The organism is Pseudarthrobacter sp. 10T415, assembly GCF_056394175.1.
The window spans coordinates 43,181-60,618 of the sequence record NZ_JBFTHJ010000015.1; the positions used below are offsets into that span (position 1 = coordinate 43,181).

The 17,438-nt window shown below is 60.8% G+C and carries 12 protein-coding genes and 1 pseudogene; 10 read left to right on the forward strand and 3 right to left on the reverse strand.

All coding sequences use genetic code 11. The annotated features are described in order from the left end of the window. Positions 1 to 362: 362 nt before the first annotated feature. Positions 363 to 1,988, reverse strand: a complete 1,626-nt coding sequence (locus AC1DBN_RS16880) for an alpha-amylase (protein WP_231454808.1) — start codon at positions 1,986 to 1,988, stop codon at positions 363 to 365. Positions 1,989 to 2,461: 473 nt separating this feature from the next. Beyond that, positions 2,462 to 3,484 carry a LacI family DNA-binding transcriptional regulator gene (locus AC1DBN_RS16885; protein ID WP_231454809.1) on the reverse strand — a complete coding sequence of 341 codons (1,023 nt, stop codon included), beginning with the start codon at positions 3,482 to 3,484 and terminating at the stop codon, positions 2,462 to 2,464. Positions 3,485 to 3,733: 249 nt separating this feature from the next. Here AC1DBN_RS16885 and AC1DBN_RS16890 point away from each other — a divergent pair, with 249 nt between their 5' ends. The 10 genes and pseudogenes from AC1DBN_RS16890 to AC1DBN_RS16935 all read left to right on the forward strand — a co-directional run bounded on the left by AC1DBN_RS16890 (position 3,734) and on the right by AC1DBN_RS16935 (position 16,060). Continuing rightward, the gene (locus AC1DBN_RS16890; RefSeq protein WP_231454810.1) at positions 3,734 to 5,038 is read left to right on the forward strand and encodes a sugar ABC transporter substrate-binding protein; all 1,305 of its coding nucleotides are present in this window, start codon (positions 3,734 to 3,736) and stop codon (positions 5,036 to 5,038) included. Between the two features lie 72 nt (positions 5,039 to 5,110). Then, positions 5,111 to 6,733 (forward strand): ABC transporter permease subunit, encoded by a 1,623-nt coding sequence (locus AC1DBN_RS16895; protein ID WP_231454811.1) that lies wholly within the window; start codon positions 5,111 to 5,113, stop codon positions 6,731 to 6,733. Further along, positions 6,730 to 7,659: a sugar ABC transporter permease gene (locus AC1DBN_RS16900; protein ID WP_231454812.1), complete on the forward strand. Its 930-nt coding sequence runs from the start codon at positions 6,730 to 6,732 to the stop codon at positions 7,657 to 7,659. The genes AC1DBN_RS16895 and AC1DBN_RS16900 overlap by 4 nt, the downstream gene beginning before the upstream one ends. 112 nt (positions 7,660 to 7,771) lie before the next feature. Beyond that, complete coding sequence (locus AC1DBN_RS16905; RefSeq protein ID WP_377204639.1) at positions 7,772 to 10,195, forward strand: glycoside hydrolase family 31 protein; 2,424 nt, start codon at positions 7,772 to 7,774, stop codon at positions 10,193 to 10,195. Positions 10,196 to 10,298: 103 nt separating this feature from the next. Next, on the forward strand, positions 10,299 to 10,526 hold the full coding sequence (locus tag AC1DBN_RS16910; RefSeq protein ID WP_231454814.1) for a hypothetical protein: 228 nt from the start codon (positions 10,299 to 10,301) through the stop codon (positions 10,524 to 10,526). Between the two features lie 61 nt (positions 10,527 to 10,587). Continuing rightward, positions 10,588 to 10,779, forward strand: a pseudogene (locus tag AC1DBN_RS16915) (pullulanase X25 domain-containing protein); the annotation flags it as partial. A gap of 214 nt (positions 10,780 to 10,993) precedes the next feature. Beyond that, positions 10,994 to 12,712: a glycoside hydrolase family 13 protein gene (locus AC1DBN_RS16920; RefSeq protein ID WP_231454815.1), complete on the forward strand. Its 1,719-nt coding sequence runs from the start codon at positions 10,994 to 10,996 to the stop codon at positions 12,710 to 12,712. 141 nt (positions 12,713 to 12,853) lie between these two features. Then, positions 12,854 to 13,651, forward strand: coding sequence for a polyphosphate--glucose phosphotransferase (gene ppgK, locus AC1DBN_RS16925; RefSeq protein WP_231454816.1), 798 nt, complete (start codon positions 12,854 to 12,856; stop codon positions 13,649 to 13,651). A gap of 505 nt (positions 13,652 to 14,156) precedes the next feature. Continuing rightward, entirely contained in the window at positions 14,157 to 15,278 is a 1,122-nt protein-coding gene (locus tag AC1DBN_RS16930) for a Gfo/Idh/MocA family protein (protein WP_231454817.1), read from the forward strand. Further along, positions 15,278 to 16,060: a ThuA domain-containing protein gene (locus tag AC1DBN_RS16935; RefSeq protein WP_231454818.1), complete on the forward strand. Its 783-nt coding sequence runs from the start codon at positions 15,278 to 15,280 to the stop codon at positions 16,058 to 16,060. Before AC1DBN_RS16930 ends, AC1DBN_RS16935 begins: the two co-directional genes overlap by 1 nt. On the opposite strand, the gene AC1DBN_RS16940 is transcribed toward AC1DBN_RS16935, so the two are convergent. Next, the gene (locus tag AC1DBN_RS16940) at positions 16,036 to 16,359 is read right to left on the reverse strand and encodes a lyase family protein (RefSeq protein ID WP_231454819.1); all 324 of its coding nucleotides are present in this window, start codon (positions 16,357 to 16,359) and stop codon (positions 16,036 to 16,038) included. The genes AC1DBN_RS16935 and AC1DBN_RS16940 overlap by 25 nt on opposite strands. Positions 16,360 to 17,438 lie beyond the last annotated feature (1,079 nt).

Here is a 17,438-nt window from a genome sequence, read left to right on the forward strand (position 1 = left end):
ACGACCGCGACTAGCGCCGTTACCACGCATCTCCCTGATCGATGACGTGCCGCAAGCCGAATGTCGGGTCCAACGCTCGACATCGCACTCTTGCACGGGAGCCCTTCGGTCACAGGCGTATCCATCAGGACTGACACTTGGCAGTAGCGCTGTTGGCGTCGCTGTGCCAGCAGTAGGCTGAAGACTCCTGACGCAGATCTGGCGCGCTTGAGGCCCTGGGCCTGGCGAAATGCCGGGCCCAGGGCCCTGTTCAGGCCTCATAATGCCGGTTCACTACAGTGACCAAGTCGCGTAGCTTCGAACGCAGCAATTGCGCTGCGGGCCGGGACTGGCACCAAGACTCCCCCGTCTCCAGTGATGACTTAGTGCCGGATCAGGTTATTGCTATCGAACGCTACTGAATCCTTGCTCTTAATAGTCACTGTGGCTTCTCCCTGCTTGTTCACCTCAATGGTAGGTCCGGTGCACGTGCCATTGTTGAAGTCACCATGGATGATATTGCAGTACGTACCAGCACGCATCCCTGTCTGGAAGGTCTGCGTTTTGTCGGTGGCATGGTTGTTGATGGCGATCCATCCCTTGTTGCCTCGGCTGAACGCAATAAGGTTGACCTCGTCGTCGTACCAGTTCTCCAGCTTGGCGTCCCCCGCATTGTTGTGCCACCGGACCATATTCGCGACCCCGGTGTTGCGGTGGGTGCAGGCCCACGCCTTGCTGCAGTCGGTATCGGTGATGAAGCCCTGATCGTCCGACGGAGGAGAATCCACTTTAAGGCCCTCAAAGGCATAGCCTGCGTAGACTTGGGGGGTTCCGTATCCGTAGGCCAGCATGAACTGGGTTGCTAGAGTATTCGTGCTGCCATCGCGGTAACTGAGTGTGTCGTTGCCGCGCTCGGTGTCATGGTTTTGGACAAAAACTGTTGTCTTTTCACTGGGCAGCAGACCTGCGTCCTCACCAAAAACCTCGAGATTGGTGATATTTCCCGGACTGCCGGGGTTGTAGCTCTTGAATGCGTTCTTGACTTGGTACGCGAAGTCGAAGCCAAGCAGGTCTCCGACCTCCTGATACGCATGAGGGGTTAGTTTCCCGGGACCGCCCGGGATGACCTCCAGGGCAAAGTACGGTGTGTCCCCGTCCACGGTTCTATCAAGCTTGCTTTTGATTGCAGCCAGGTCCGCTTGAGGCACGTGTTTGGCAGCATCGACGCGGAACCCGGACACCCCATAGTTAATGAGCTTGTTCAGATACCCTGCCAGTGTGTCCTGCACTTCATTAGTTTCGGTGCGAAGGTCGGGAAGCCTTAGCAGCTCGCAGTTGGTGACCTGCCGGTAGTCATTGAAGTTCCAGATAGTGTTCTCATCATTTGGATCCGCCGGTAATGGCACGGGGCAGTCCTCCGGGTGGCTGTGGAAGTCCGCGCGCTCGTAGAGCCCAGGATAGTTGTACCGGGTGAAAGTGGCACCGCCGTACGATTCGCTGCCATCGCGGGCCATGTGGTTGATCACCACATCTGCGTAAACCTTAATTCCGGCGCCACGGCAGGCGGCCACCATGGACTTGAATTCAGCTTCGGTGCCCATGCGGCTATCTAAGGTGTAATCGACCGGCTGGTAGACCTCCCACCAGGGATGCTGAGGTTTATTTGGCACGTTGTCCAGGCTCACCGAGTTCTGCGGAGGCGCCACCTGCACTCCGCCGTAGCCCTTCGGACCCAGGACGTTCACGCATTCCTTGGCGATCGATTCCCAGTTCCATTCCCATAAATTCGCGATCACATCACCTTGTGCGACTCTCCCCGGTCCAGCCTCTGGCGAGTTCTTGTCCAATCCTCTGATCATTGGCTGGATGTGGGCAGTGGATGACGCATCTGAAGCCACTGTCGATGTGGCCGCCTCGGACGGGGACGCGCTGGTCCCTACGCCGGTGGCGAGAAGGCTGAGGGAGGCAAAGAAGGCGAATCCGGGGGCAAGAATTTTGGGGGGACGCATAGCAGAGTCCTTCATCTTCGAAAGTTTCCGTCGGGCACTGATGCCACGGCGCTGTCAACGATCAGCCACATCACAGGGTTGGCGTTGCAGATCACGTTTATCGTTATACTTAATAAGCCACTAAGTGCTGTTCGTTCAGCATTCACATGAACCTAGCAAGCGTTGAATTGACTGTCAACGGGCCGCGTTGACTGAGGAAAGCCTCCGCGTGGCGGCATGGTGGAGCATCCTCGCTAGCGGCAACTGACGACAAAGAGCGACAACAGAACATCCGGGTGATGGAGCTACTGGGCCGCCACCGTGAGCTGCGCGAGGGCGGCGTGGATGACCTGCCCCGGCTGGCTGCCATGGTCAGCACGCCGGACCCCTGCCCGCCGGGAACGACAGATCATCGCGATGCAAGACGCTCACCAGCCATCGGCCTTAGACCTCGATCTCGGCGGCTGTCGAGACTTGGGTTGCGGAGAGCTCGATCAGAGTTCGCTACCGTTTAGGTCCTTCACCGATTCGCGTTCGATGAGCTCCACTTCAAGAACTGTCTCCTGTGGCTGCTGGTCTTTCGCTTTCAGGCTTTGTAGGAGGAGTTCGACGGCCGTATGGGCCTTTCGGTCCAGGTCCTGGGTGATCGTCGTCAGCTTAGGGTTGGCGATGGTTGCTATTTCGAGGTTGTCGAAGCCGACGATGGATAGGTCGTCCGGCACGGTGCGTCCTGCCGTGCGGGCGCCTTCCATGATTCCGACCGCAAGCTGGTCAGCCGTTGCAAAGACGGCCGTGACATCGCCGTGTTCTGCGCAGAGCAGCCGCCCGGCTTCAATGCCTCTTGCGTGGCTGACGTCGGAGGTCAGCGCGATCGCAGGATCAGGTGTTATCCCGGCTTCCTCAAGGGCTTGCCTGTAGCCCTCATAGCGCTCTTTGACTACGCCGCGTTCGGTCGTATCCGGGCCCACGAATGCGATACGTTTGTGGCCCTTCTCGATAAGGTGCCGGGTCGCCAGGTAGCCACCTTTTAGGTCATTGAGGCGGACGTTCATGAAGTCTGCATTGGCAGCGTAGCTCTCAAGCACGACCAGCGGCGTGTCGAACGTGGCCCGCATCTTTTGGATCTGGCTGTCCAGAAAGCCTATGTAGATTGCACCGTCCAGGTTCCAGGATCGCAGCGTCCCTGAGGCCTCCTCAACGTCGGGAACCCCGCGCAGCAGCAAGTGATACCCGTTGTCGCGCAGCAAGCGCTCGATGATGCCGATGACGACCACGTTGTGGGTGCTGAGGACGATCCCTTCATCATCGGGGGCAGGCAACAGCACGCCAACGAGCTGAGAGGACCTGGCGACAAGGCTGCGTGCTGTGGCACTGGGGACGTAGTCCAGCCGCCTGGCAATTTGGGAGACTCTCTCGATGGTTGCCCGGGAAACCTTATCGTGCCTGCGGTTGATCACATTGGAGACGGTCATGACCGTCACGCCGGCTTCCTTGGCGATGTCTTTGAGCGTGGCCATGGCCTTCATCCCCTCACCACCGCGGTACATATGACAGTCTCCATCGTACGGTCAGGCCCTCTCCCCCATTGACAGTCGCTGTAGCGCTTTGCTACATTTCCAGTATAACGCTAAACCTTCCTCAGCTTCGTGCGCCGATTGGTATAACGCTAAACGTGATTTGACGCATTTGAGCTGGCCGAGGGAAATCGTTGACAGCGCCGTCGGCTTTGGCCTCGGCGACCAAATTTCGGAGATGAAGGAGTCTTCATGCGTTCCCCAAAAATAGTTGCCCCTGGGTTTGCCCTCTTTGCTGCCCTTGGCCTTCTCGCCACCGGCTGCAGCGGCGGAGGGACCAGCACGTCCCCGTCGGAGGCGGCCACATCGGCTGTCGCTGAACCTGATGCGTCAGCTACTGCGGCCCCTGAGCGTGGCAATGCAGATCTGGTCATCTGGGCCACACAGGGCGCGGCCACCAGTCTGAAGCCTTTTGCCGAGAAGTTCGGTGCCGACAACGGTATATCCGTTGAGGTGCAGGGCATCGCCGGTGAGCTGCGCGCCCAGTACATAACGGCTACCAACTCTGGCAAAGGCCCTGACGTTATACTCACCGCCGCGGATGGCCTTGGAAATCTGATCCAAAATGCCGCTATCGAACCGTTGAACCTCAGCCCCGAAACGAAGTCAAAGTTCGTTGATGTCACTGTCGAATCCGTAACTTATAACGGGCAGATTTACGGCGTACCCCAAGCGGTGGACAATGTTGCGCTGATCCGTAACACCGAGCTCGTTCCGGAGCTCCCAGCCACGTTTGAGGATCTCGTCACGACTGGTCTGGAGCTGAAGAATCAGGGCAAAGTCACCGAGGCCCTCTCGCTTCCCGTGGGCCAAAACGGTGACTCCTACCACCTCCAGCCGCTGTTCACCTCTGCAGGCGGGTATCTGTTCGGCCAGAACGCTGACGGCAGCTACAACCAGGACGACCTGGGGCTGGACAAACCGGAATCCATCGCGGCCATGACCAAGATCCAGGAGTTCGCCAAGGCAGGGGTCCTGAAAACGTCCATCAGCGGAGACAACTCGATCGCGCTCTTCGCGGACGGCAAGGCCCCGTTCCTGGTTTCCGGTGGCTGGGCCCTCGAGGACCTCAACAAGTCCGGCGTGAAATATGCAGTTTCGCCAGTCCCTGGAATCGGCGGAAAACCCTCGCAGCCCTTCGTGGGGACGCAGACGTTCTATGTCTCATCCAAGGCCAAGAACAAAACCTTCGCCGAAGAGTTTGTAACGAACTTCATGGTCAACAACCCCGACGTGGCGAAGTCCCTGTCCAAGACAGATGGGCGCGCACCTGCCTTGCTGGCAGCTTTCAATGACCTCGCCGCGAGCGACCCGGTCCTGAAGGGCTTCGGCGATTCCGCCGCCCAGGGCCAGCCCAGTCCCACATTCCCGGCCATGGCTGTCGCCTGGGATCCGTTCAGCAAAGCCGAAGCAGCGATCATCGGCGGTGCCGATCCTGCGTCGACATTGAAGGCAGCCGCCGACACCATCCGTCAGCAGATCAAGGCAGCCGGCTGACCTGAGACAACCGTGGTGGTCCGGCCCCTAAAGGGGGCCGGACAGCCCCCGGCGTCCTTGAAAGGACACTCCATGACTTCACTCAAAGAACGGCCGGACGTGACCCCCGCCGGACCCTCGGACGGGCAGCGCCGGCATAGCCTGCGTCCCACCTCCGGAACGGGCGGCTTCGGCCTGTTCGTGCGGTACTTCCTGCTTGCCGTGGTGCTCGCTGTGGCTATACAGGGCATCTCCATCACCATCGGCCAGGAACAATGGATCGCCGCGGCCGTCATCGCCGCGGCCACCCTGGTCGTCGTCGCCGTCTACGCCACCGGCCGTGCGATACCGCTGAAGTATCTGGTGCCGGGGATTCTGCTGATGCTGATGTTCCAGATCTTTCCGGTCGCGTACACCTTTTACACCGCCTTCACCAACAGCTCGGACGGGCACACCCTGTCCAAGGAAGAGTCCATCCGCTCCATCACGGTGGACGGCCAAATCCTGGAACAGCCCGGTAGCCCCCGCTACACCCTCTCCGTTGCGGTACCGTCAGGAAGCGACCCGGCCACCGCAGACTTCGTCTACCTTCTCACCGACCCCGCCGGCACGGTCCAGAAAGGCGACAACGACGGCCTGGAACCGCTCCCCGCCTCGGAGGTCACCCTGACCGGCGGAAAGGTCACCGCAGCGGAGGGCTACGACATCCTCAGCGGTGTCCAGGTCAACGCCAGGTCAGCAGAATTCGACGCCTTCCAAGTGCCCGCCGGCGACGGCGAGGCCGTGAAAAAGGTCGGACTCTCGCAGGCGCTCCTGGGCAAAATGCAGTACACCTACGATCAGGCCACTGACACCATCACTGACACCTCAAACGGCAAAACGTACATCGCCCGCGATGCGAGCTGGGTTCCCGCGGACGGGCAGGGACCCTCGCTCAACCCCGGCTGGCAGCAGTTTGTCGGCTTCGATAACTTCACCAGAATCATCTCCGACACAACACTGCGGAACAGCTTCCTCGGCATCCTTACGTGGAACATCGCCTTTGGAGCCCTGTCCGTGGCTTCGACGTTCGCTCTGGGGCTTTTGCTTGCCGTGGTCCTGAACAGGAAACTGGTGGGGCAACGGCTGACCAGGTCCCTGCTGCTGCTGCCCTATGCCCTGCCCGGTTTCATCACCGCCCTCGTCTGGGCCAGCATGTACAACACGGACTTCGGCCTGATCAACAACCTGACGGGCCTGCATATCGACTGGCTCGGCGACCCGTTCTGGGCCAAAGCAGCACTGCTGCTGACCAACCTCTGGCTGGGTTTCCCCTACATGTTCATCGTCTGCACCGGGGCGCTCCAATCCATCCCGGCCAGCCTCACCGAAGCAGCCACAATCGACGGCGCCTCACCCTGGCAGGCCTTCCGTGCGGTCACCCTGCCCATGCTGCTCACCGCTGTCGCGCCCCTGCTCGTGGCGTCCTTCGCGTTCAACTTCAACAACTTCGCCTTGATCTACCTGCTCACCAGGGGCGGCCCGTTCGCACCGGACAACCCCCAGGCGGGGGCCACTGACCTGCTGATCAGCTACACCTACCGGCTCGCCTTCGGCGGGGGCGGAGCACAGTTCGGCTTCGCCGCGGCGATCTCGATCTTCATCTTCATCATCGTCGCCCTCATGTCCGTCTCCACCTTCCGCCGTACTCAGGCACTGGAGGAAAACAGCCAATGACCACCCTGAATACCTCCCTGCCCACGCCCGCCGCCGGACCCGAAACGCCCAAACGCCGGACCGGACCCGGGATCCACGGATCCTGGTGGCAGCGCGACGGATGGCGCTACCTCGTCGCGCTCCTGGCCCTGCTCTTCGCAGTCTTCCCGATCCTGTTCATCATCTCCGCAGCCCTGAACCCGCTTGGCACCCTCCAAAGCACCTCCGTCATCCCCACCGCGGCCTCCACGGAAAACTTCACCAAACTCTTCGCCACCCCCGGCCTCGAGTTTGGCAGTTGGTTCATCAACTCCATGGTCGTCGCCGTCAGCGCCACCGTGGCCACGGTTCTGATTTCCGGCGCCGCAGCCTTCGCCTTCTCCCGCCTGCGTTTCCGCGGCAGACACCAGTTCCTGCTGGGACTGCTCCTGCTGCAGATGTTCCCTTCCCTGCTCGCACTCATTGCGCTGTACTTGATGTTCGTCCAGATCGGAGACATCTTCCCGGCACTGGGCCTGAACTCCTCCTGGGGACTGATCCTTGCCTACCTCGGCGGCGTCCTCGGAGGCAACGTCTGGCTCCTGAAGGGCTACTACGACACCGTGCCCCGGGAACTGGACGAAGCCGCCAGGATCGACGGCGCCTCCCACGCCCAAACGTTCTTCCTCATCGTCCTGCCACTGGTCAAACCCATCCTGGCCACCATCGCGCTGCTGACCTTCGTCGGCACCTACGGGGAAGTCCTCCTCTCCTCAGTCTTCCTTACCGCCAACGAGTCCAAGACCCTCGCCGTCGGACTCTTCGGCCTGATCGACGGACAGCGCAACACCAACTTCGGCGTCTTCTCCGCCGGAGCACTGCTGGCTTCATTGCCCGTCCTGGTCATGTACCTGGGCCTGCAGCGCTACCTCGTGGCCGGCGCGACCTCCGGCTCCGTCAAGGGCTGAACGAACACCCACCTTCCATCTCCGCTTCTGCCATTCACCCCGGCCCGTATCCTGCCGTGCCCGGAAACCAGCGGGACGCGGCGGAACAAGAACACTGTCAAAGGCCAACACCGTGACTCTTACATCTGAAAAAACCCACCTCGACGCCCAACGCCTCGCACCTCATCTGCGGCTTGCAACCGATCCGGCCGCGGCGGAAACGTCCGTCATTCGCGGTGACCGATACCGGTTTACCGTCCTGACCTCCCGAATGATCCGGATGGAATACAACGAGGACGGCTCCTTCGAAGACCGCGCCTCCCAAATGGCGCTGAACCGGCGGTTCGACCAGCCCGAATTCCGGGTCATCGACGAAGCAGGCCACCTGCAAATCCTCACCGAGCACCTGCACCTGACCTATGACAAGAAGCCCTTTTCACCGAACGGCCTCACCATCCAGGTCAGGGGCAACCTCAGCGCCTACCACAGCCTCTGGCGGTACTCGGAGACCGGCGAAAACCTCGGCGGAACCGCCAGAACCCTGGACAACGCCAATGGCGCCGTGCCCCTGGAACCGGGACTGATGTCCCGCAACGGCTACGCCGTCCTCGACGACAGCGCCACCCTGCTGCTCGAAGACGACGGCTGGTTCTCACCCAGGCCCGGGCAGGGACAGGACCTGTACTTCTTTGGCTACGGTCGCAGCTACCGAGACTGCCTGCAGGACTTCTACCGCCTGACCGGGAACACCCCGATGATCCCCAGGTTCGCCCTCGGGAACTGGTGGAGCCGCTACTACAGGTACACAGCCGCCGAATACAAAGAACTCATCACCCGTTTCAAAACCGAGGACATCCCCTTCTCGGTCGCCGTCCTGGACATGGACTGGCACCACGTGGACATCGACCCGAAATACGGAAGTGGCTGGACCGGCTACACCTGGAACACGGACCTATTCCCGGACCCGGACCAATTCACGCACTGGCTGCACGAAAACGGCCTGCGGCTGACCCTGAACGTCCACCCCGCCGACGGCGTCCGAGCCCACGAAGACGCCTACGCCGCGGCCGCCCGCTCCCTCGGCCTGGATCCGGCGGAAGAACACCCCATCGTTTTCGACGTCACCGATCCAGAGTTCCTTAAGGCCTACTTCGAGGAACTCCACCACCCGCTGGAAGAGCGCGGCGTGGACTTCTGGTGGCTGGACTGGCAATCCGGAAGCCACTCCAAAGTGCCGGGCCTTGACCCGCTCTGGGTGCTGAACCACCTGCACTTCCTTGACAGCGCCCGTGACGGCAAACGCCCTCTGACCTTCTCCCGGTACGCCGGGCCCGGCAGCCACCGCTACCCCGTCGGATTCTCCGGCGACACCATCGTGACCTGGGAATCCCTGGATTTCCAGCCCTACTTCACCGCCACCGCCTCGAACATTGGCTACGGATGGTGGAGCCACGACATCGGCGGGCACATGGGCGGATACAAGGACGACGACCTCGCCGTCCGATGGACCCAATTCGGCGTATTCTCACCCCTCATGCGGTTGCACAGCTCCGCAAGCCCCTTCACCGGCAAAGAGCCCTGGCGCTTCCGCACGGGCGCGGGAGAGATCATGAAGGACTACCTCCGGCTCCGCCACCGGCTCGTACCGTACCTGCACACCATGAATCACCGCGCCTCGCACGACGGGCTGCCACTGATCCAGCCGATGTACTACGAACACCCGGACAACCAAGCAGCCTATGAGGTGCCCAACCAATACCTCTTCGGAACCAAGCTCGTAGTTTGCCCCATCACCTCACCCCAGAACACTGCCCTGAACCTTGGCAAGACCAAGGCCTGGCTGCCCGAAGGGACCTGGATCGATTTCTTCACCGGCCTGATCTACCGCGGCGACCGCACCATCTACCTCTACCGCCGCCCGGAACACATTCCCGTACTGGCACCGGCCGGTGCCATCATCCCCCTCACCGAGCGAAGCGAAGCCAGCAACGGAACAGCCAACCCCACGAGCCTTGAACTTCGGATCTTCGCCGGAGCCTCGGGGTCGTTTGACTTGATCGAAGACGACGAAACAGAAAAAACTTCATCCAGGAAACAGACCAGCACCAGCATGGAGCTGGACTGGGAAGCCGGGACTTTCACCGTCTACCCTGCGGTTGGCCACACTTCAGCGCTCCCGGCACAGCGGAACTATGACCTGTCGTTCACCGGCTTCGCTGCCCCGGAAAATGTCGCCGTCACCAGCTCAGGACGGCCCATGAAGTACACACTCACGACCAACCACGCCACCAACACCACCACAATCAGCGTGGAGAACGTCGCTACCGAAGACGGACTCCAACTCACCTTTGAGAGCGGCATGAATCTGGCGACGAATGGCGCCCCCACCCGCGCGCTTGAACTTCTCACAGACGCCCAGATCGACTTCCACCTTAAAGACAGCATTTTCAGAAAAATCCAGCAGTGTCCCGAGCCCTCCCTGCTGATCAGCCACCTTCACTCCATGGACCTGGAATCCGACCTGATGGGAGCACTGACCGAAATCTTCCTTGCCTAACTAGGAGTAAGTACGCTGCTTACGGCGTCGAACTTCGAACCCTGTATGAAAAAGCGCAGGGCTATACCGCCCTACTTATCCGACCCAGCGAGGTGAGCAAGTCATGAACATGCAAGATGTGGAACCCATTGATATCAGGGTCCGCGACGGGGCTTCCATGGACCGCTGCATCACTGCGGCGGTGGACAGGATGATCGAGAGCGCCAGGCGGCAACGGACGCACGGCATCTTGGTGACCCGGCTCGGAGACGGACATTTCGTCGTCGGCCTCAGCAATGCAGTCCCTTTTGGCTACACGTATCAACTCGATTCCCGACGCCAAACCGCTTGACTGACTGCAGACACTGTTCCGGCCCTTCCATCCGATCAGTCCCAAAAATACCCGGGAGACGCGCCTCACCATGGACCTGCCAGCCGGGCGGTACGAATATAAGGCAGCACTCAACGGCAATTGGGATGAAAATTACGGAGCAGACGGGGTACGAAATGGCTCAAACATCGTGCTGGACCACCCAGGCGGTTCCGTTACTTTCCGATACGACAATGCCACGCACCTGCTCAGTGCGGTATCCGGAACCCAGTAGCCGACGGATCTAGCCACAGTAACCACGGTGAGCTAGGTCCGCTCCTTCAAAAATGCAACGTGGGCCCCCTCCAACCCGGCCGAAGATGGCATGGGATGGGTTGGAAGCGGCCCCACGGTGTGTGCCACCGTTCCGGAGTAATACGCGGGGCCGTGAAATAACCAGACCAAATCACCAGCAACAACGCGCAATAATAAGAAAAAGGATCATACCGTTGTCCACCATCGCCTCTCCGGCAAACTCCTCAAAATCCGAGCGCATGGCCGACCCCACCTGGTGGCGCCAGGCCTCGGTCTACCAGATCTACCCCCGCAGTTTCTCTGACTCCAACGGTGACGGCATTGGTGACATCAACGGCATCACCGCCAAGGTCCCCTATCTGAAGGACCTGGGCATTGATGCGGTCTGGCTGAGCCCCTTCTACCCTTCAGCCCTCGCTGACGGCGGCTATGACGTGGACGACTACCGTAACGTTGATCCGCGGCTCGGCACGCTGGAGGATTTCAACGAGATGGCTGCTGCCCTGCAGGCCGCCGGCATCAAGCTGATCGTGGACATCGTGCCCAACCACTCCTCGAACCGCCACGAGTGGTTCCAGGAAGCCCTCGCCTCGCCCAAGGGTGCCCCGGCGCGCGACCGCTACATCTTCCGCGACGGACTGGGCCACAACGGTGAACTGCCGCCGTCGGACTGGGACTCCGTGTTCGGCGGTCCCGCATGGGAGCGCATTACTGAACCTGACGGGACGCCCGGCCAGTGGTACATGCACATCTTCGCCAAGGAACAGCCGGACTTCAACTGGGACAACCCCGAGGTCCGCGAGGACTTCCTGAAGACCCTGCGCTTCTGGTCGGACCGGGGCGTGGACGGCTTCCGCATTGACGTCGCGCATGCCCTGACCAAGAACCTCGAAGAGTCCCTGCCCACCAAGGCAGACCTTGAAGCCCAGGGCGAGGCGCTCTACCTGGCCGGTGCGCATCCGTACTGGGACCGTGACGAAGTCCACGAGATCTACGCCGAGTGGCGCAAGGTCTTCAACGAATACAACCCGCCGCGCACCGCCGTTGCCGAAGCCTGGGTGCACGCGGACCGCCGTGCCCGCTACGCCAGCCCGGAGGGGCTGGGCCAGGCGTTCAATTTTGACCTGTTGCAAGCCGACTTCGACGGCGCCCAGTTCCGGAAAATCATTACCAAGAACCTCGCCGAGGCTGAGGCGTCCGGCGCTTCCTCCACGTGGGTGTTCTCCAACCACGACGTCGTCCGGCACGCAACCCGCTACGGGCTCCCCGTGTCCGGGCCTTCGGCCGAGGGCGAGATCATGTCCGGCGAGGCCGGGAAGCAGTGGCTGCTCGCCGGAGGCAAGCAGGAGGATGTCGACGTCGAACTCGGCCTCCGCCGTGCCCGCGCCGCATCGTTGCTGATGTTCGCCCTTCCAGGCTCTGCCTACTTGTACCAGGGTGAGGAACTGGGCCTGCAGGAAGTCGGCAGCGAAATTCCCGACTCAGAGCGCCAGGACCCGGCCTTCTTCCGCAACAAGGGCGTGGAAATCGGCCGTGACGGCTGCCGCGTTCCGTTGCCATGGGCAGCCTCGGGCAACTCGTTTGGCTTCGGGACGGGGGGTGCCCACCTGCCGCAGCCGGAGTGGTTTGCCAGCCAGTCAGTGGAAGCCCAGGATGCGCAGGAGGACTCAACTCTGTCCCTCTACCGCCGGGCGCTGGCCCTGCGGTCGCAGCTGCAAACCGCCGAAACCCTGGAATGGCTGGGAACCGGCCGGACCGACGTCGTGGCCTTCCGGCGCCCCAACGGCTGGACCTCGGTCACGAACTTCGGTAAGGAAGCCTTCGAACTGCCCGCCGGCAAGGTGCTGGTCTCCAGTTCGCCACTCGAAGCGGACTCCCTGCCCGGTGCGACCACTGCCTGGCTCCAGCCGTAGCCGTACCGGGCACTGAAACCAGCCTCCCGGCGCCTAGGCGCCGGGAGGCACCTCCTTGCGATGCCGCCGAACCGAGCAGCACGAAGAAATACCCGAACAACGCCTCCGGCCATGCCCCCATAACTATGCAAAGGAAACGTGATGACACGACCCTCAACCGCTATCACCGACGTGCCGTCCGGACTAGGTTTTCGGATAGGAATCGATGTCGGCGGGACGTGGATCAAGGGTGCAATCATCAGCATGAGTAACGGCACCCCGGTCAGCGGCGTCCGTCAACTCCGGACACCTACCTCCGGCAGACCCGATGCAGTCGTAGACACCTTGTCCCAGCTCATCGATGAGCTGGGATCCGAAAGCCCTGGGCAGACCGACCCTGCTGTCGGGGTCGCTATCCCCTCGATAGTCCAGCATGGAGTGGCCAGGTCGGCAGCAAACATGGACGACAGCTGGATCGGACTGGATGTTCAGGCTTACTTGCGGGAACGGCTCGGTCGGCCCGTTTGCGTCGTGAATGACGCTGACGCAGCTGGTATGGCAGAAACCCATTACGGCGTGGGGAAGGACAAACACGGCGTTGTCCTGGTCCTTACCTTGGGAACGGGCATCGGATCAGCACTCATAGTTGATGGAAAGCTTGTACCCAATTTCGAGCTGGGCCATTTGGAGATTGACGGCTACAAGGCAGAATCCCGGGCATCGGCCATCGCCCGCGAAAATGAAGGCCTTAGCTGGATGGAGTACGCCGACCGGCTGCAACAGTATCTGTCACATGTGGAGTTCCTTTTCTCACCTGACCTGATCATCATCGGTGGGGGAATTTCGGCATGCAGCAACGAATACCTGCCACGCCTGTCACTCCGTGCCCCGGTTATCCCGGCCAGCTTGGAAAACTCTGCGGGCGTCGTGGGCGCTGCCTTGCAAGCAACGACCAGCTAGCCCAATAATTTCGGCTTGTCTGTCGGAGCCACTCTTTTGTCGCAGGATTCCATTGATCCTCATCGGATGCCTTTAAACAATGAGCGCGGCTTGGGCCAGTGATTCCAAGCGATTTCCTGAGGTCTTCACCGAACCTTAGCCTTCCGATCTCAATGTCCTCAAAGACTTCGGTCAGCGGTACCAGTTCCCCGTGGGACAGGGAGCCATTGAGACGGGTTGACCAGACCTTGTGTAGACCCAGTCCGAAGGACGCGCCGGAACTCCACCGCAACGCCTCCAGCACCCCCGACTGCTGCCAGCGTGTTCTCTGACCTTCCCATCAGCCTGAACTACACCCCCAACCCAACGACAAGAAACTATTTGCAACCTCTGAAGGCTGTCTCGCCTTCAACGACTCCTTGTCTTGCCGGTGGCGTCATCGCCGTCTACGTCGTGGGCCAGAAAAACCTCATCGCAGGAAAACACCGCTGGTGCATAGCGACCGGAACAACGAAAGGAAACCCCAATGACCGTAACCTCTCCGCTGCCCACGTCCCTGAGCCATCCACCATCGCTTCCTCTGCGAATCCTTCAGGTAGGACTCGGAGGATGGGGGCGTTCCTGGGCAGCCGAACTCAAGAAGCACCCAACCCTCCTGAGCACAGTGGGCTATGTCGATGTGGTACCCGAGATGCTCAAGCTGCTGAGCGCCGACGTCGAAACCGATCCTTCCCTTTGCTTTGCCTCACTTACAGAAGCCATCGCAGCTACCGATGCAGAAGCCGTTCTGGTAACGACGGCATTGCCCGGCCATGCGGCGGTAGCCATCGAAGCCCTGTCCGCAGGCAAGCACGTGCTGGTCGAGAAGCCCATCGCGGCCACACTCAGCGACGCAGAGCAGATGGTGGAGACGGCTGCAGCCTCCGACCGGCTACTGATGGTCAGCCAGAATTACCGCTTCTACCCCGCGGCGCAGACAGTTTCCCGGCTCGTCCGGGAAAAGGCACTTGGTGACATCGGCTCAGTGACCGTGAAGTTCCGGAAGTACGCCAACAGCGCTCCGATCGGCACTAACCGCCACTACGGACTGGCCGACCCACTCCTCATGGACATGTCCATTCACCACTTTGACCTCATGCGGTACATCACCAGCCAGGAGCCTGTGCACATCGACTGCCACGCCTGGAATCCCTCGTGGAGCAAGTTCATGGACCCCGCTGCTGCCATGGCCACCCTAGTCTTCGACGGCGGAGCCGTCGTCAACTATCAGGGAAGCTGGGTGAGTACCGAACAGGAGACTCTCTGGGCCGGGGAGTGGCTGATCGAATGTTCCGGAGGCACGATCGAATGGACAGGCCGGGCGGACACCGGTACGGCCTCGGATGCAGTCATCGTGCGCCCCTTGAACGGGCCTGTCGAGGTCCTCACCCTTCCGAGGATGGACACGTTCGACCGCGTCGGATCGCTTTCGGAGTTTCGATCGGCCATCCGCGAAGGGCGTCCTCCCATGACGAGTGGGCAGGCAAACCTCCCCACTCTCGCAATGACTCTCGGCGCAATCGAATCATCCAAAACAAACATGCCACAGGACATCCGTTCGCTCCTTCGTGCCACGGACTCTACAGCAGCAACCAAAGGAAAAATCTGATGCCAAAAGTCACAGTCTGGAACGAATTTCGCCACGAGAAAGACAACCCCGAAGTAGCCGCGATTTATCCGGACGGCATTCACACCACGATTGCAGCCGCGCTGCGTGGGCAGGGAATCGATGCTGCGACCGCAACCCTCGACGAACCGGAGCACGGACTTAGCCCCGAAGTTCTGAAGTTCACCGATGTACTCGTCTGGTGGGGTCACGGTGCACACGATGAGGTCGACGACATTGTGGTGGATCGTATCCAGCAGCGCGTCCTCGACGGCATGGGACTGATTGTGCTGCACTCCGGGCACGGATCGAAAATTTTTCGACGCCTGATGGGCACCAGCTGCAATCTCAAATGGAGGGAAAGCACGGACAGCGAGGTCCTCTGGAACGTCGCACCCGGACACCCGATCACTGAAGGCGTGGAAGAGAGCCTCATCCTGGACAAGGAAGAAATGTACGGCGAATTCTTCGACATACCCACCCCGGACGCCTTGGTCTTCGTCAGCTGGTTTACAGGCGGGGAGGTATTCCGCAGCGGGGCCTGCTACCAGCGCGGCGCCGGAAAGATCTTCTACTTCCGCCCGGGCCATGAAACGTACCCCACCTATCACCACAAGGGCATCCAGCGCGTCATTGCCAATGCCGCGCGCTGGGCTACCCGCAACCACGAGGTGGCACATCAATTCGGGAACCCCGCGCCGCTGATGCTTCCAACGTCTGAACAACAACACGCCACCCCGAGGCAACGACAGAACAACGACTACGAGACCGCCGACATCAGGTGATCCGCAGCGCCTGTTAGGTGCGCGGTGACTGTCGGGTTCGCACCTACTAGGACTTCTCCGAACTGCCGATGTGTCCTGATCGCTTCTTGAGCAGATTCGTAGACGACGTCATGCGCGTGCTGCCGGCCAATGGCGTGACCGAGTGAAAGCATGACGGCTTCGGAGGAAACGAGCCCGTGGGTGATTTCCAGGTTGGTCCGCATGCGATCCTCGTCAATCTCCAGATCGTTGAGGATTAGCGTCAGCCGTGCCAGCAGGTCCCCTGTGAGAATGATGGCCCGGCTCAGGGCGTCGTCCATCATCGCGGTGTGCGTCAGCGGGCTGGATCTCGGTCAACGCCTCATTGAAGCCGGCCCGCTCCCCGATGGCATCATTTGCCACAGCGACAGCATCGCCTGACAACATCGGCGGAGCAGCCCTCTGGGAGCCACCCCACTAACCAGCGTCGACACCAAAGGCGAAGCCTTGGGACGCCGCGCGGCACGTATGCTGCTCGAGCGGATCCATGAACCCGGCTCACCCGCTTCGATCGACAAAACAAATACCGGAACTGGCCATCAGACAATCCTGCGGCTGCCAGTAAAACAGCCTGCTGCTGCTTGGCGCTCCGGCCCCGGCTGCCGCGCCATTCAGCGTCGCAAAATCGGCCCCGCTTAGCGTCGATGTACACGTGCACCGTCCGATTGAGTTACACCCCAACCTGACGTCAGGCAGCTCCTCCAATCACGTGAAAATAGGGTGTGAAAGCCAGTTTCTGCACATGTCCAGCGGCGAGTCTTAGATTCAAACCTGACTGCCGTCCTTGTTGTTGAGCTTGTTCCGGCGGGTGCCTGGCAATTGTGCAACAGCTTGTTGCGCAATTGTCCAGAGGCCGTCTGGACAATTAGGAATCCGCGCTGCACGAGTTCCGCCTGTCTGAGCCTTGCGTGTCCTCGAGTCTGCGAATAGGGCCACAAGCTGTGGCACTATTCGTCGTTCTGCCCATCCCCACACGCCCCGTCGATTACCGATGCCACAGTTGTCGTTGGCTTCCCCACCCGACCATCACGATCAACTCCTCACACCTCTGGCATCCAAGGGCTGAGCGTGTCGGCGCGGTCACGGCGAGTCATGTAGCCAAGTGGCGCACCGGGGATGAACGGACGTGATCAACAAGCGATGTGAAGACTGCCTTGGTGCATTCCAACCGTCCCGCACAAGCCAGCGGTTCTGCTCGGCAAAGTGCGCCAACAGGCAACGGAGCCGGCGACGCCGTGGTATCAGGCGCTCAACCAGCACACCTGGTGTGAACTTGAGTGCACCGCATCTAAAGGCCCAGCTGGAAGCGACAAAGCGTCAGCTGGAGTCAGAAAAGAACACTTGCGAGCGCCAGCGCCAG